Annotated in this window: 12 protein-coding genes and 1 other annotated feature; all 12 genes read left to right on the top strand. The window is 48.3% G+C overall.

Features of this window, described 5'->3' with window-relative positions:
* Positions 1-26 precede the first annotated feature (26 nt).
* The 12 genes from NOM72_RS03240 (at position 27) to NOM72_RS03295 (ending at position 16,663) form a co-directional block, all read left to right on the top strand.
* A complete protein-coding gene (locus NOM72_RS03240; RefSeq protein ID WP_255997770.1) occupies positions 27-1,010 on the top strand; it encodes a hypothetical protein in 984 nt (327 codons plus the stop codon).
* A gap of 110 nt (positions 1,011-1,120) precedes the next feature.
* A complete protein-coding gene (tig, locus tag NOM72_RS03245) occupies positions 1,121-2,413 on the top strand; it encodes a trigger factor (RefSeq protein WP_023468978.1) in 1,293 nt (430 codons plus the stop codon).
* Between the two features lie 234 nt (positions 2,414-2,647).
* Positions 2,648-3,913, top strand: a complete 1,266-nt coding sequence (gene clpX / locus NOM72_RS03250; RefSeq protein ID WP_023468977.1) for an ATP-dependent protease ATP-binding subunit ClpX — start codon at positions 2,648-2,650, stop codon at positions 3,911-3,913.
* Positions 3,914-3,982: 69 nt separating this feature from the next.
* A complete protein-coding gene (lon, locus tag NOM72_RS03255; RefSeq protein WP_255997772.1) occupies positions 3,983-6,292 on the top strand; it encodes an endopeptidase La in 2,310 nt (769 codons plus the stop codon).
* Between the two features lies 1 nt (position 6,293).
* The gene (gene yihA / locus NOM72_RS03260) at positions 6,294-6,875 is read left to right on the top strand and encodes a ribosome biogenesis GTP-binding protein YihA/YsxC (protein ID WP_023468975.1); all 582 of its coding nucleotides are present in this window, start codon (positions 6,294-6,296) and stop codon (positions 6,873-6,875) included.
* A gap of 137 nt (positions 6,876-7,012) precedes the next feature.
* Positions 7,013-8,164, top strand: a complete 1,152-nt coding sequence (locus tag NOM72_RS03265) for an AI-2E family transporter (protein WP_255997774.1) — start codon at positions 7,013-7,015, stop codon at positions 8,162-8,164.
* 214 nt (positions 8,165-8,378) lie between these two features.
* The gene (hemA, locus tag NOM72_RS03270; RefSeq protein ID WP_029342279.1) at positions 8,379-9,719 is read left to right on the top strand and encodes a glutamyl-tRNA reductase; all 1,341 of its coding nucleotides are present in this window, start codon (positions 8,379-8,381) and stop codon (positions 9,717-9,719) included.
* Positions 9,720-9,802: 83 nt separating this feature from the next.
* Positions 9,803-10,729 carry a hydroxymethylbilane synthase gene (hemC, locus tag NOM72_RS03275; protein ID WP_023468972.1) on the top strand — a complete coding sequence of 309 codons (927 nt, stop codon included), beginning with the start codon at positions 9,803-9,805 and terminating at the stop codon, positions 10,727-10,729.
* Positions 10,719-11,399, top strand: coding sequence for a uroporphyrinogen-III synthase (locus NOM72_RS03280; protein ID WP_255997776.1), 681 nt, complete (start codon positions 10,719-10,721; stop codon positions 11,397-11,399). The genes hemC and NOM72_RS03280 overlap by 11 nt, the downstream gene beginning before the upstream one ends.
* Positions 11,396-12,385 (top strand): porphobilinogen synthase, encoded by a 990-nt coding sequence (gene hemB, locus NOM72_RS03285; protein ID WP_075642591.1) that lies wholly within the window; start codon positions 11,396-11,398, stop codon positions 12,383-12,385. Before NOM72_RS03280 ends, hemB begins: the two co-directional genes overlap by 4 nt.
* Positions 12,382-13,692: a glutamate-1-semialdehyde 2,1-aminomutase gene (gene hemL, locus NOM72_RS03290; RefSeq protein ID WP_255997778.1), complete on the top strand. Its 1,311-nt coding sequence runs from the start codon at positions 12,382-12,384 to the stop codon at positions 13,690-13,692. The genes hemB and hemL overlap by 4 nt, the downstream gene beginning before the upstream one ends.
* 54 nt (positions 13,693-13,746) lie before the next feature.
* Positions 13,747-13,976, top strand: a binding site (T-box leader).
* 50 nt (positions 13,977-14,026) lie between these two features.
* On the top strand, positions 14,027-16,663 hold the full coding sequence (locus NOM72_RS03295) for a valine--tRNA ligase (RefSeq protein WP_370688652.1): 2,637 nt from the start codon (positions 14,027-14,029) through the stop codon (positions 16,661-16,663).
* Positions 16,664-16,679 lie beyond the last annotated feature (16 nt).

A 16,679-nucleotide genomic window follows, 5' to 3' on the forward strand; every position in this document is an offset into this window, starting at 1 on the left:
AGTTGAATATGAAGGAGTGCCGGAATATGGGGACATCGCGCTGGATGGAATATGAACTAGAAGTAGAACGAGCGCGGATTCTTCGTTTGCCCGCTTCTAAACAAGAACAATTGATTATGGAATTAGAGACTGACCAATTGACAGGAGAAGATGTCTTACACCGGCTCTATGTCATTCAACCACTCTTAATGCATGACCGTGAACGATTTGAAACAGTGGCAGAACGTTTTCTTGAAGTCGAGGGTGTCGAGCAAGTGCTCGCACTCTTTCTTTATGAACTCGGAGAACGTTATCCGATGAAACTCGCTTTGCGCTCGGCGTCACCGTATCTGCCTTATGGGCTCGCGCTTCGATTAGATGAAATCAAACAACAGATGCGTGTTCGCGAACAAAAGCCGGCAGTTCAAAACAACCCTGTTGCGCAGCGTGAGGTAACAGCAGCAACGGAATTGATGCATGTGTTGCGACACGGCAGTTGGGTCGAACAAATGCGCCAATTGACCGGTGTGGAATTCGAACGGACATCTGAGCTCATTGCATACATCACACAAAAATACCTTCAGGCGCAAGAGACAGCACATCAAAGTCTACTCGTCATTGATCAGTTATTAGGAAGCGTGCTTCATCACGTGCCATATCCGGTAAGCATTCATGTGCCACACTTAGATATAGACTGGACGATCTCGTCACGTGAAGAGTTAGAAGAAATCCTGCTGGTACATCAACAGGAGCAACAAGCGTTACTGGCATCGATGCACACGTTAGAGCGAATGGATCCGTTCCGAGCGTTGCTCGTCTTGCGATCGGATCAACTGATTCATCTTGAAGAACGAGAACGAATCGAATCAGATATGGAGAAGTGGCTCGCGGCATGCGAAGAACTCGCAGGTCTGACATTTGAACGTGAAGAACCGGAACGTATCCTCAGTCCGCTGGCGAAGCGGTTATATCGAGCGGCACATATCCTTTATCCGGAAGTCATTGCATTCGAGCAAATTTACTTCGATTGAGACATCAGGAAACGATTCGTTCAACAGTGGTAATCGTCAGAACGATTGTGCTATAATGTGACTTGTTGTACACACATGTACGCTAATTGACAATTTTGGAGGGACTCAGCATGACTGCAAAATGGGAAAAACAATCAGGTAGCCTCGGCGTCCTCACGTATGAAGCGCCTGCTGAAGCATTTGATAAAGCGGTAGACCAAGCGTTCAAGAAAGTCGTTAAGACTTTGAACACACCTGGTTTCCGTAAAGGAAAAATGCCACGCGCAATGTTCAACAAAATGTACGGTGAAGAAGCACTGTATCAAGATGCACTCGATATCCTTTATAAGGACACAATCGAAGGTGCAGTCGTCGAATCAGGAATCGAGCCAATCGCGCTTGAGAACATCGACGTTGAAACACTCGAAAAAGGCAAGCCAGTCGAATTCAAAATCACGTTCGTCATCGAGCCAGAAGCTACACTCGGTGAGTACAAAGGTCTTGAGTACACAGCAGTTGAAACGAACGTTACTGACGAAGACGTCGACGCTGAACTCAAAACATTACAAGAACGCGGTGCAGAACTCGTCGTTAAAGAAGATGGCGTCATCGAGAATGGCGATACAGTCGTATTCGACTTCGCAGGTTTCGATGGGGAAAACCAATTCGACGGCGGAACTGCTGAGAACTACTCACTCGTCATCGGTTCTGGAAACTTCATTCCTGGATTCGAAGAGCAAATGGTCGGTTTAAAAACTGGCGAGCAAAAAGATCTTGAAGTGACATTCCCAGAGGAATACCACGAAGCATCACTCGCTGGAAAACCAGTTACATTCAAAGTAACAATCCACGAAGTTAAAGCACAAGAGCTCCCTGAATTGACAGATGAGTTCGCAAAAGAAATGGATGAAGAAGTTTCTTCACTCGACGAGTTGAAAACAAAAATCCGTACGCGTCTCGAAAACACACGCAAACAAGAAGCTGATGCTTCAATGCGCGATGAGTTAGTCGAAGCGGCTACGAAAAACGCGACAGTTGATCTTCCAGAAGTCATGGTCGAAAACGAAGTCGAGCGTATGGTTCAAGAGTTCACACAACGTATTCAATCACAAGGCATCGACCTCAACATGTACTTCCAGTTGACTGGAACGACAGAAGAGGCAATGCGTTCTGAAATGAAAGAGCAAGCGGAAGAGCGCGTTAAAGCACGTCTCGTCCTCAAGCAAATCGTTGCTGACGAAAAAATCGAAGTAACAGATGAGGAAACTCAAACTGAACTTCAATCAATGTCAGAACTCTACAACATCCCTGCAGATCAACTTGAAACGATGCTTGCACCACAAGGTGGTCTTGAAACGCTTAAAGGCGATCTTCAATTCCGTAAAGCTATCGATGTTCTCGTCGACAACGCAAAAGCAAAATAAGCCATTTCATGGTTTTCAATCGACTTCAAGCCCAATTTCTGGTCTTGGAGTCGATTTTTTTGTACGATAGGTCAAACAAGGACAAACAATCCTTGGTTCAGAACATCAAACTGTAAATCGTTCGTCCAGGATTTGAAAGACTTTCCTTGTTCATGCTACAATCATAAATAGTAAAACGTGAGACGGGATGCTACAGGCATCCATACAATTTCCACGTTAAAGGGGTGGACCTTTATGTTTAAATTTAACGAAGAAAAAGGTCAGCTAAAATGTTCTTTCTGTGGAAAGACACAAGAACAAGTACGCAAACTTGTTGCTGGACCTGGCGTTTACATTTGCGACGAGTGTATCGAACTCTGCAATGAAATCGTAGAGGAAGAACTCGGTACTGAAGAAGAAGTCGAGCTGAAGAATGTTCCAAAACCGCATGAAATTCGTACGACACTTGACGATTATGTCATCGGTCAAGAGAAAGCGAAGAAATCGTTGTCTGTAGCGATGTACAATCACTACAAACGAATCAATGCTGGTGGTCGCGCAGATGATGTCGAGCTCTCAAAATCGAACATCGTCATGATTGGACCAACAGGTAGCGGTAAGACACTTCTTGCCCAAACGATGGCACGTATCTTGAACGTACCGTTTGCGATTGCAGATGCAACAAGTTTGACGGAAGCCGGTTATGTCGGTGAAGACGTCGAGAACATCCTGTTGAAACTCATCCAAGCAGCGGATTACGATGTTGAGAAGGCTGAAAAAGGCATCATCTACATTGATGAAATCGATAAGATTGCTCGTAAATCAGAAAACCCGTCGATTACACGTGACGTTTCTGGTGAGGGTGTCCAACAAGCCTTGCTGAAGATTTTGGAAGGAACGGTTGCGAGTGTACCGCCACAAGGTGGACGGAAACACCCACATCAAGAATTCATCCAAATCGATACGACGAACATCTTGTTCATCGTTGGTGGCGCATTCGATGGTATCGATCAGTCGATCAAACGTCGTCTTGGTAAAAAAGTCATCGGATTCGGAAACGATTCAGAGAACCGTAACCTTACACAAAAAGAAATTCTGGCAGCTGCATTACCAGAAGATCTTCAAAAGTTCGGTTTGATTCCAGAGTTCATCGGTCGTTTGCCGGTCATGGCGACGCTCGAGCCACTTGATGAAGAGGCACTCGTTCAAATCTTGACGAAACCGAAAAACGCCCTCGTGAAACAATATAAGAAAATGCTTCAACTTGATGATGTCGAACTCGACTTCACGGAAGATGCACTTCTTGAGATTGCAAAACTTGCAATCGAACGTAAAACAGGTGCACGTGGTCTTCGTTCCATCATCGAAGAAACTATGCTTGATATCATGTTCGAAATCCCATCGCGTGAAGACATCGCGAAAGTCATCATTACAGCAGAAACGTTGACTGGTAAACGCGGTCCAACGCTTGAGTTGAAAGATGGTACAATTGAACATGGGAAAGAAAAAGAAACGGCGTAACACCGTGACAAATCGGCTCGGAGGCTACTTGTACGCCTTTCCGAGTCTTTTTGTTTAGGAGGAATTCGAATGAAGAAAAAACAATATCCACTTTTACCGTTACGCGGTGTCGTCGCGTATCCATTGATCGGATTGACGATCGATGTCGGGCGTCCGGTATCCTTGAAAGCCTTACTTGCATCAAAGGAACACGAAATCGATCTCGTCGTCGTCACGCAACGTGATCCAGAAGCAGAGCCGTCTGTCGACGGGTTGCATCAGGTTGGGACGCTCGTTCAAATCGCGAAGATGAGTGAACTCGGGAATGATACGGTCCGTGTCCGCGTCATCGGGAAGGAACGCGTCCGGATTGAAAACGTCGAGGAGACGGACGAGGGTTATCAAGCTGTCATTGAACCAATCGAGAAGATGGACATCAAAGGAGCGAAACAAGAAGCGCTCGTTCGTCTCATCAAAGAACAGTTTGGTCAACTCGTCTCCCGGATTAAAGGAATCGGAACCGATGAACGTCGCCGGTTCGAGACATACGAACGCCTCGATTCATTGACGGACTATATCACGTCGAAGCTACCAATCGATATTTCGAAGAAGCAGGAGTTTCTCGAACAACAGGATCCGGTCGAACGAGGATTGATGTTGCTTGATGTCATGAAACACGAATATGAAGTCGTCGAACTCGAACGTGAGATGCGTGAACGGACGAAGAAAACGATTGAACAATCGCAACGCGAGTATTACTTGCGGGAACAATTGAAGACGATTCAACAAGAACTCGGTGGCGAGTCAGCTTCTGTTGAAAGCGATGCGACGAAATACCGGGAGCAGCTTGCGATGCTTGAATTACCAGAAACGACGGTTGCGAACGTCGAGAAGGAAATCAGTCGTTTAGCGGTCGTACCGGCGACGAGTCCCGAACATGGGGTCATTCGCAACTATCTCGAATGGTTCTTCTCATTGCCGTGGAATGAAGCAACCGATGATTTCTTGAACGTCTCAGCTGCTTCGGAACAGCTTGAAAAGGACCATTACGGTCTAGAGAAGGTCAAAGAACGAATCCTTGAGTATCTTGCCGTTCGTCAATTGACCGACTCATTGCGTGGACCGATTCTTTGTCTTTCTGGTCCTCCAGGAGTCGGGAAAACGTCGCTTGCCCGTTCGATTGCCACAGCACTTGAGCGGAAGTTCGTCCGTGTCTCACTTGGTGGCGTGCGCGACGAAGCGGAAATCCGTGGACATCGCCGGACGTATATCGGTGCGATGCCAGGACGGATCATTCGCGGTTTAAAACAAGCAGGAACGAACAACCCGGTCTTCCTGCTCGATGAGATCGATAAGATGTCAAATGACTTCCGTGGTGATCCGTCGTCCGCGATGCTCGAAGTTCTTGATCCAGAACAAAACAACAGCTTCTCCGATCACTATATCGAAGAACCGTTCGATTTATCGAATGTCCTGTTCATCGCGACAGCGAACGATGTCTCAAACATCCCCGGACCGTTGCTTGACCGGATGGAACTGATTCAAATCGGTGGCTATACGGAACAAGAGAAGACGGAGATCGCTGTTCGTCATCTCTTATCGAAGCAACTGGCTGAACACGGTTTGAAAAAGAGCCAATTGACGGTCAAAGCAGACGCGCTAGAAGAAGTCGTCCGTCGTTATACACGAGAAGCCGGTGTCCGGAATCTCGAGCGTGTCCTCGGCTCACTTTGCCGGAAAGCAGCGAAACAAATCGCGATGGGTGAGAAGAAACGGGTGACGGTGACGAAGCGTAATCTGGACGATTTCCTAGGCAAACCGATTTACCGCTATGGTCAAGGCGAGCTCGAAGATATGATTGGCGCGGTGACTGGTTTAGCGTATACTGCTTTTGGGGGCGATACGTTGACGATCGAAGTCAGCCTTGCTCCGGGTAAAGGGAAATTGCAGTTAACCGGGAAACTCGGTGATGTCATGCAAGAGTCGGCTCAGACCGCCTACAGCTTCGTCCGAGCGAATGCGACGTCGCTTGGCATCGAACCGAACTTCTACGAAACGCAAGACATCCACATCCACGTTCCTGAGGGTGCCGTACCAAAAGATGGTCCATCTGCTGGGATCACACTCGCGACAGCATTGATTTCCGCTTTAACAAAACGTCCGGTTCGCCGAGACGTCGGAATGACGGGTGAAATCACGTTGCGTGGACGTGTCTTACCAATCGGTGGACTAAAGGAGAAGTCACTCGCAGCACACCGTGCGGGCTTGACGACCGTTCTGCTGCCGCAAGACAATACGCGGGACATCGATGATATCCCGGAAAGCGTCCGCGCAGGAATGGAATTCATTCCGGTCGCGACGATGGAGCAAGTGCTCGAACATGCATTAAAAGGAGAGTAACATGAAAATTTATAAAGCTGATTTTATTACGAGTGGCGTCAATCCGGAACATTATCCGGAGCCATTGTTGCCAGAAGTGGCACTCGCAGGGCGATCGAACGTCGGAAAGTCCTCTTTCATCAATAAACTGGTCCAGCGTAAAGCACTCGCGCGGACATCTTCGAAACCAGGTAAAACGCAAACCTTGAACTTCTTCAACATCAATGATGAAGTCATGTTCGTCGATGTACCGGGTTACGGATATGCGAAAGTTTCGAAGACGGAGCGTGAAGCGTGGGGCAAGATGATGGAGAAGTACTTCACACAACGTGAAATCCTTAAAGGTGTCGTACAGCTCGTTGACATCCGACACGATCCGTCTGCGGATGATGTGACGATGTATGATTTCTTGAAGTATTACGATCTACCGGTCATCGTCGTTGCGACAAAACTCGATAAAATCAAGAAGAGTCAACGTGATAAACATATCGCGGCGATTAAACGTAAGTTGCAATTTGATGGTCAAGATACATTGATTCCTTTCTCGTCCGAGACAGGAGAGGGCGTCGATGCAGCGTGGGAAGCGATTTATCGCTTATTGTAAAGATTAAAGCCTACGAAATCTGCAGGATTTCGTAGGCTTTTTTACTTTCTATACATAAAAAGTGCTTTGTGAAAAATCTATTATTTCGTAATATAGTGTGTAAGAATAGCTATAATGACTATGTAATAAATGGGAGTGTGAATGGTTTGGATTTGCTTCGAAACAAATGGTTTAAGGCATTAATCTGGGTATTAGTGATTTTTCTCGTTATCTGGGTCGGTACAAAGATCTCATTTTTATTCCAGCCGATTAAAGTCATGCTGGCATTGATCTTCCCGCCGCTGATCATTGCGGGGATTTTCTATTATTTCACGCTCGGTATCGTAGATGCATTGCAAAAACGCGTCAAGAAACGTGGTCTTGCCGTGTTGATCGTCTTGCTTGGTTTCATCACGGTTCTGACGATTGCTGTCGCTTCGATCGGACCAATCTTAGTCGAGCAGGTGACGGATTTTGCGACAAGCATTCCGACGCTCGTCATCGAATTACGCGATCAGACGTTAAACTTACGCGATCAATTGATGGACAATCGTTTCATCTCGACATGGGTTCACGAGAATACGGACTTATTTGACAAGTGGACGAATGAAGCGACGTCGTATATCGGTACAGTCTTTAAGTCTGTCTCGACGTCTGTCGGAACGATTTTCGGTGTCATCTCTTCGACCGTCTTAATCATTGTCTTAGTGCCGTTCATCTTAGTTTATATGTTGCTTGACGGCTATAAGTTTCCGGATTCCGTCGTGAAGCTGTTGCCGAAAAGCTATGAAACAGAAACGCGTAAAATCTTGCACGATATGCACGTGACAGTGAAGCATTATGTCAATGGACAGGTTATCGTCTCAATCTGTGTCGGTCTCATGTCATTGATTGGCTTCTTCATCTCAGATATTCAATATGCGTTACTGCTTGCCTTATTCTGTACGGTCACGAACATCATTCCGTATCTTGGACCTTACATCGGTGCTGTACCGGCGGTCATCGTCGGGTTTATCGATGATCCGATCAAAGCCGTCTATGCGATCGTCACGATCGTCGTCGCGCAGCAAATTGAGTCGAACTTGATTTCTCCTTATGTCCAAGGGAAAACACTCAAGGTTCATCCGCTGACGATCATCATCGTCTTGCTCGTTGCTGGGAAAATCGGTGGAATCATTGGTGTCATCCTAGCAGTTCCGACCTATGCGGTCACAAAAGTCGTCATTCAAAATATCGCTCGGATCTATCGTTTACGTCAGCAACGTCTCGACGTACCGGACGTGACGGTATCACCTGAATCCTTGAAGTAAAGTGTAACCCTCTGACCTTTTTAGGAGCAGAGGGTTTGTGATTTTCATGAGAGAGGGATAAGGTAGAAGAAGAGAAAAAATGAAGAAGATTTCACAACTTCGACTCATTTTAGTTTATAAATTGATTGGAATCTTTTTTATAATGGTTATAATGTAGGATAGAGAACGAAAAGATAGATCGGAACGAAATCTTTGGACGTAAGGGGTAGAGCGCATGCATATCGTAGTGGTCGGCTTGAATAACAAAACAGCGCCTGTATCAATACGCGAACAAGTCTCATTTGGGGAGCATGAGATGAAGGGAGCGGTCGTCGCATTGCGCGATGAAAAAAGTATTTTTGAAAGTGTCATCGTCTCGACATGTAATCGGACGGAACTGTACGTCGTGACGGATCAGCCACATACAGGACGGTATTATACGAAACGTTTCCTTGCAAACTGGTTCGGTTTGACGATGGAGGAACTGGAGCCGTATCTCTTCATTCATGAAGGGTTCGATGCGATGAAGCATCTGTTCCGCGTGACAAGTGGGCTTGATTCGATGATTGTCGGTGAAACGCAGATTCTTGGTCAAGTCAAGACAAGCTTCTTCATGGCGCAAAAGCTTGAAACGACAGGAACGGTCTTCAATAAACTTTTCAAAGAAGCGGTCACGCTCGCCAAACGGGCTCACGCAGAAACTGGAATCGGTGAAAATGCCGTTTCTGTCAGTGCTGCTGCTGTCACGCTTGCCGAACAGTTACTCGGATCGCTTGAAGATAAATCAATCGTCGTCATCGGTGCGGGAGAAACCGGCGAATTGACGACGCTTAACCTATATGAAGCAGGGGCACGTGATATCACGGTCTTTAACCGGACGTTAGCTAAAGCAGAAGAGGTCGCGAATCGGTTCGAAGGATCGGCACATTCGATTAACGAGATGCAGTGCGGTTTGCTTCGGGCAGACATCGTCATCTCTTCAACAGGTGCAAAACGTGCCATCATCAAACGCGAAGACATCGCGGCAGCACAGCTGTTCCGGCACGATCGTCCATTCCTGTTGATCGATATCGCCGTACCAAGGGACATCGAACCGACCGTCGGTGATTTACCGGGTGTTCATTTGTACGATGTCGATGATTTGACATCGATTGTCCAACAAAATATGGCGGAACGGATGAAGGAAGCGGCGAAAATCGAACAACGGATCGAAGCAGCAATCGCTGAGTTCGAAGGTTGGATGACGACACTTGGTGTCGTACCGATCATCACGGAATTACGAGACCAGGCGTTACGCATTCAACAAGAAACGATGCAAAGCTTGGAACGGAAATTACCGGAGATGTCAAAACGCGAAAAAACCGTCATTGGCAAACACATGAAATCAATCATCAACCAGTTGTTGCGTGAACCGTTGTCTTATATTAAAGATGCGGCAGCGAAGCCAGATGCCGATGAGCGGATTGCGCAGTTCATGGATACGTTTGCATTAAACGAAGACTTGTTCGAAGGGCTCGAAGATGATGTCATGACATCAGAAGAGACGACACCTTCCGCAAAAGCTGTGAACCGGTGAACAAAGCACGATTTGTGTTACAATAGAAAATGCATGGGGCGGACTTGTGCCGCCCCTTTATCATTGTACAGGGGGATTTTAGCATGCGAAAAATCATTGTTGGATCGCGAAGCTCGAAGCTAGCGATGACACAGACGAAATGGGTCATTGACCAGTTGAAACAAGCCGGCGCGCCGTATGAGTTCGAAATCAAGAACATCATCACAAAAGGGGACCGCATTTTGGATGTGACGCTCTCGAAAGTCGGCGGTAAAGGATTATTCGTAAAAGAAATCGAGCAACAGATGATTGACGAAGAAATCGATTTTGCCGTTCACAGCATGAAGGATCTACCTTCTGAATTACCGGATGGTCTCATCATCGGTGCCACACCAGCACGTGTCGATGCGCGTGATGCCTTGATCACGAAAACAGGCGAAGGTCTTGCTTCCTTGCCAGAAGGTGCAGTTGTCGGTACGAGTAGCTTACGTCGTGGGTCGCAATTGCTAAAACTCCGCCCTGATTTAAAGATCGAATCGATTCGCGGAAACATCGACACACGACTCGATAAATTAAAGAATGGTCCGTTTGACGGGATCCTGCTCGCAGCAGCTGGTCTACAACGGATGGGTTGGTCTGAAGACGTCGTCTCGGAATATCTCTCGACAGATGACATGATTCCAGCCGTCGGTCAAGGAATCCTCGGTATCGAATGTCGGGAACATGACCAAGAAGTACGTGACCTTCTGCACCTGATCCATGATCAGATGACGGAAAAAGTAGCTTACGCCGAGCGTGCTTTCCTAGCTGCAATCGAAGGCAGCTGTCACGTTCCGGTTGGTGGATTCGCAACGATCAACGAAGACATGTCAACGACACTCGTCGGATTCATTGGATCCGTCGATGGAGAGCAAATCCTACTCGAGCGCGAATCAGGTCTTGACCCGATGCAACTCGGTCAAGATGTTGCCGAACGTCTGCTTGCTTCGGGCGGTCGCGAGATTCTCGCGACACTTCCGGATGACTTGTAAGCAGGTACTCTTCACGGGCAGCCGACCACCGACGAACGAGCAGATCGCGCGATTGCGCGCCGTCGCGATCGAGTCAGTGCACTATCCTGTCATTGAAACGCGACCGGTTTCGTTTACATTGCCGAAGGGAATTGATTGGCTCATCGTGACGAGTCCGAATGGTGTCCACCGGATTGCTGATGCGTTGCCTGAATTAGCAGCAACGCGTATCGCGGTCGTCGGACGAAAGACGGCAGATGCACTTGCGAAGTACGGTCGAACAGCCGACTTCTGTCCGTCGACCTTTACAGGAGACGCACTCGTCGCAGAACTCGGACCACACTTGTCTGACGGCGATCATATCGTCTTTGCGCGAGGGAACCGATCGCGGCAAGCGCCGGTCGATCAGTTACGAAAACTGAATCGATATACGATCGAAGATATCATCACCTATGAAACCGTCACCCGTCGGCTACCTGAAGCACTTATCAGAACTGCCGCCTATATTGGACTGCAGAGTCCTTCCGCTGTCGAAGCGATTGCTCCACTGTCCCCGCAGGCGACGTTCATCGTCATTGGGACAATCACGGAGCAAGCAGCAAAAACAGCCGGACTTCAACCGATCCATGTCGCCCGTGAATTCACGATGGACGGCATGATTGATCGTATCATTGAGGAGGAATCAGCATGAACACATTAGAATACGCACGTCACCGTCGTTTACGTCATACCGCATCACTCCGGTCACTCGTCCGCGAGAATCAGTTGCATAAATCAGATTTGATTTATCCGATTTTCGTCGCTGAAGGCGAAGACATTAAACGCGAAGTCAGTTCGATGCCCGGCGTCTTCAACTTATCACTCGATCATCTGACGGCTGAGATTGAAGAAGTCGTCGCACTCGGAATCGAATCTGTCATTTTATTCGGTGTTCCGCACGACCACTTGAAAGACGAGCAAGGATCAGGTGCGTTTCACGATCACGGGATTGTTCAAGAAGCGACACGTCTCGTCAAGAAGGTTGCCCCGCAGCTAACGGTCATCGCCGACACATGTTTATGTGAATATACATCGACAGGTCACTGTGGAATCGTCGCTGACGGTACGGTCGATAATGATGCGTCATTACCGCTTCACGTCAAGACAGCGGTCTCACAAGCTCGAGCAGGTGCCGACGTCATCGCGCCATCATCGATGATGGACGGATTCGTCGCAGCGATTCGTCAAGGATTAGATGAGAATGGCTTCAGCCACATTCCGGTCATGAGCTACGGTGTTAAATATGCGTCTGCTTATTACGGTCCATTCCGTGATGCAGCGAACTCGGCACCGGGAGAAGGCGACCGGAAAGGTTATCAAATGGACCCGGCAAACCGTCGTGAAGCGTTCCGCGAAGCAACAGCGGACGTTGATCAAGGAGCTGACTTCATGATCGTCAAACCTGCGCTTGCGTTCATGGATATCATTCGTGATGTGCGCGAGCGAATTGATCTACCGATCGTCGCGTATAACGTATCGGGTGAGTATGCGATGGTCAAAGCCGCTGCCTTGAACGGCTGGATTGACGAAGAACGAATCGTCCTTGAGACGATGCTTGGCTTTAAACGAGCAGGCGCTGATTTAATCATCACCTATTTCGCAAAAGACATTTGTCGTTACCTGGAGGGGTCGAAATGAGCTTAATTAACCAGAATTCAAAATCAAAAGAAGCATTCGAGCGGGCACTCCCGCTCATGCCGGGTGGTGTCAACAGCCCGGTCCGTGCTTATAAATCGGTCGGGATGACACCGATTTTCGCAGATCATGCGAAAGGATCGAAGCTCTATGATATCGACGGAAAAGAATATATCGATTACGTCTTGTCATGGGGACCAATGATTCTCGGTCATGCCGATCCAATCGTCACGTCAGCGATCCAAGAACAAGCAACACGTGGCTGGAGCTACGGGACACCAACGGAAATCGAATCAGCGATGGCGGAAGTCGTCATCAGTCGGGTGCCGTCGGTCGAAGTCGTCCGGATGGTCAACTCAGGAACTGAAGCGACGATGGCAGCGCTTCGTCTCGCACGTGGCTACACAGGTCGGACGAAAATCCTCAAGTTCGAAGGCTGTTACCATGGTCACGGTGACTCGCTCTTGATCAAAGCAGGTTCAGGTGTCGCGACACTCGGATTACCGGATTCACCAGGCGTTCCGGCGCAAATCGCGAGCATGACGCTGACGGTTCCATATAACGATTTGGACGCTGTCCGGATCGCGTTCGAAAAACATGGCGACGATATCGCCGGTGTCATCGTCGAACCGGCTGCTGGGAACATGGGCTTCGTGCCACCAGAACCAGGATTCCTCGAAGGCTTACGGGAAATCACGTCAGAAAACGGCGCCTTACTGATCTTTGACGAAGTCATGACTGGTTTCCGTGTCGGATTCCACTGTGCCCAAGGACATTTCGGTGTCACACCGGATATCACGTGTCTCGGTAAAGTCATCGGCGGCGGAATGCCAGTTGGTGCTTACGGTGGACGTCGTGACATCATGGAGCAGATCGCACCACAAGGTCCAATCTATCAAGCAGGTACGTTATCCGGGAACCCACTCGCGATGGCAGCAGGTCTAGCGACATTGACACAATTGAAACCAGAACACTATGAAGAGTTCGACCGGAAAGCGAGCCGTCTATCGGAAGGCTACCTGAACGCTGCGGCGAAGTATAACATTCCGTTGACGACGAACCGTGCAGGCGCGATGTTCGGTGTCTTCTTCACGAATGAACGCGTCACGAACTTCGAAAAAGCGAAAACGTCGAACCTTGAGATGTTCCGTTCGTATTATCAAAAGATGGCGGCGCGTGGTGTCTTCTTACCACCGTCACAATTCGAAGGTCTCTTCCTGTCGATCGCCCATACGGACGAAGACATCGAGCGGACGATCGAAGCCGTCGAATTGACGTTCCAAGAACTCCAAGTTGAATTTGGTCGTTAAGCAGTTCTTGACGATTGCTTGAACTCTCGGCTAAAATAAGTAAAGAAGAAAATGGCAACAGCGATGACGGGAAGAGTAGTCCTGTATTCGTACCGGTGTAGAGAACACATCCTTGGCTGAAAGATGTGACGGACGAACAGGAAGAAGGTCACCCCACGAGCTGGTATCGTGAGTCTTACGAGCGATATCCGTCCTCCACACGTTACGTGGCTCGAGGGCATCCGATTGTGGATGAACTAAGGTGGTACCGCGGAAAAAAGCAACGGCTTTCTTTCGTCCTTAGCATAGGACGAGAGAAGCCGTTTTTATTATGGACAAAAAGGGAGCGATCAGGATGCAGGAATTATCAATGCCAACGAAGTATGATCCGCAGGCAACGGAAGAAAAATGGTATGACTTTTGGGTGAAAGGTGACTATTTCAAAGCCGATCAGGATCCAGAAAAAGAGCCATACACGATCGTCATTCCACCACCGAACGTCACAGGTAAATTGCACCTTGGTCACGCGTGGGACACAACGTTACAAGACATGTTGACACGGATGAAGCGGATGCAAGGATTCGACGTTCTTTACCTACCAGGAATGGACCATGCCGGTATCGCGACGCAAGCAAAAGTCGAACAAAAATTACGCGCAGAAGGACAATCACGTCTTGAAATGGGTCGTGAGAAATTTCTCGAGCAATCATGGGCATGGAAAGAAGAGTACGCGTCAACGATCCGTGCACAATGGGCAAAACTTGGTCTCGGACTCGATTATTCGCGTGAACGCTTCACGCTTGACGAAGGATTGTCAGAAGCGGTTCAAGAAGTCTTCGTGAAACTTTACGAAAAAGGCTTAATCTACCGCGGCGAATACATCGTTAACTGGGACCCAGCGACGAAAACAGCGATCTCGGATATCGAAGTCATCTACAAGGATATCGAAGGTGCGTTCTATCACTTCAGCTATCCACTAACGGACGGTTCAGGTCACGTTGAACTAGCGACGACACGTCCTGAGACGATGCTCGGTGATACAGCGATCGCCGTGAACCCGAAGGATGAGCGTTATGCTCACCTCGTCGGAAAAACAATCACGTTACCAATCGTTGGTCGCGAGATTCCGATTGTTGCCGATGACTATGTCGACATGGAGTTCGGTACAGGTGTCGTTAAGATCACACCAGCGCACGACCCGAACGACTTCGAAGTCGGTAACCGTCACGAGTTACCACGTGTCCTCGTCATGAATGAAGATGGAACGATGAACGAGAACGCAGGGAAATACGAAGGTATGGATCGCTTCGAATGCCGGAAACAAATCGTTGAAGATTTAAAAGCAGAAGGTGTTCTAATCAAAATCGAACCACACTTGCACTCTGTCGGTCACTCGGAGCGTTCAGACGCGATCGTTGAGCCGTATCTTTCACTCCAATGGTTCGTCAAAATGGAACCACTCGCGCAAAAAGCACTCGAGGAACAACAAGGACCAGACAAGGTCAACTTCGTTCCACAACGCTTTGAGAACACGTATGTGCGCTGGATGGAAAACATCCGTGACTGGTGTGTCAGCCGTCAACTCTGGTGGGGACACCGGATTCCGGCTTGGTACCATAAAGAAACAGGCGAAGTATACGTTGGCAAGGAAGCACCAGCCGATATCGAGAACTGGGAGCAAGACAACGATGTTCTTGATACGTGGTTCTCTTCAGCGCTTTGGCCGTTCTCAACGATGGGATGGCCGAACACGGACGCAGCGGATTATCAAAAATACTTCCCGACATCGACACTCGTTACGGGTTATGACATCATCGCTTTCTGGGTATCACGGATGATCTTCCAATCGTATGAATTTACAGGACAACGTCCATTCCAAGACGTCTTGATCCACGGATTGATTCGTGATTCGGAAGGACGCAAGATGTCGAAATCACTCGGGAACGGAATCGACCCGATGGATGTCATCGAGAAGTATGGTGCCGATTCTCTTCGTTGGTTCTTAACGACAGGATCAACACCAGGCAACGACCTCCGCTTCTACTGGGAAAAGATCGAAGCGACATGGAATTTCTCGAACAAATTGTGGAACGCAAGCCGTTTTGCCTTAATGAACATGGATGGTCTAACGTTTGATCAGATCGATTTGACAGGCGAGAAGTCACTCGCAGATAAATGGATCCTGACACGCCTACAGACGACGATTGACGACGTAACGCGTTTATCTGACAAATACGAGTTTGGTGAAGCGGGACGTATTCTCTATCACTTCATTTGGGAAGACTTCTGTAACTGGTACATCGAGATGGCGAAGTTACCGCTCAACGGGGAAGATGAAGCAGCAAAACAGACGACGCGTTCGGTTCTTGCCTATACGCTCGATCGGATCATGCGTCTGATGCACCCGTTCATGCCGTTCATCACGGAAGAGATCTGGCAACACTTACCGCATGAAGGCGAGACGATTACACGTGCTGCATGGCCAACACGTGAAGCGTCACTCGACTTCCCGGAAGCCGTTCCAGCATTCGAAGCGGTTCAGAACGTCATCCGTTCGGTTCGTAACATCCGCGCGGAAGTGAACGCACCGATGTCGAAACAGATCCAACTGTTCATCTCGACGAATGACGCACGTGTTCAAGACGACCTGTCGTCAAACAGCTCGTACTTGCAAAAGTTCACGAACGCATCTGAACTTCGAATCGAAGAACAGATGCCAGCACCAGAAAAAGCAATGAGTGCGATCGTAACGGGAGCAGAATTGTTCATCCCACTCGCGGACTTGATCAACATCGAGGAAGAAATCGCGCGCTTGAATAAAGAACTCGTCAAGTATACGAAAGAAGTCGAACGGGTCGAGAAAAAACTCAACAACCCTGGCTTCGTTGGCAAAGCACCGGCACATGTTATTGATGAAGAAAAGGCGAAGGCACTTGATTATACGGAAAAACGTCAAGCTGTCGAAGCACGCATCAACGAACTCTCAAACTAATTACAGCAGTGGCTCA

Origin of the sequence: Exiguobacterium sp. LL15 (assembly GCF_024436095.1) — a bacterium.
Lineage (GTDB): Bacteria > Bacillota > Bacilli > Exiguobacteriales > Exiguobacteriaceae > Exiguobacterium_A > Exiguobacterium_A indicum.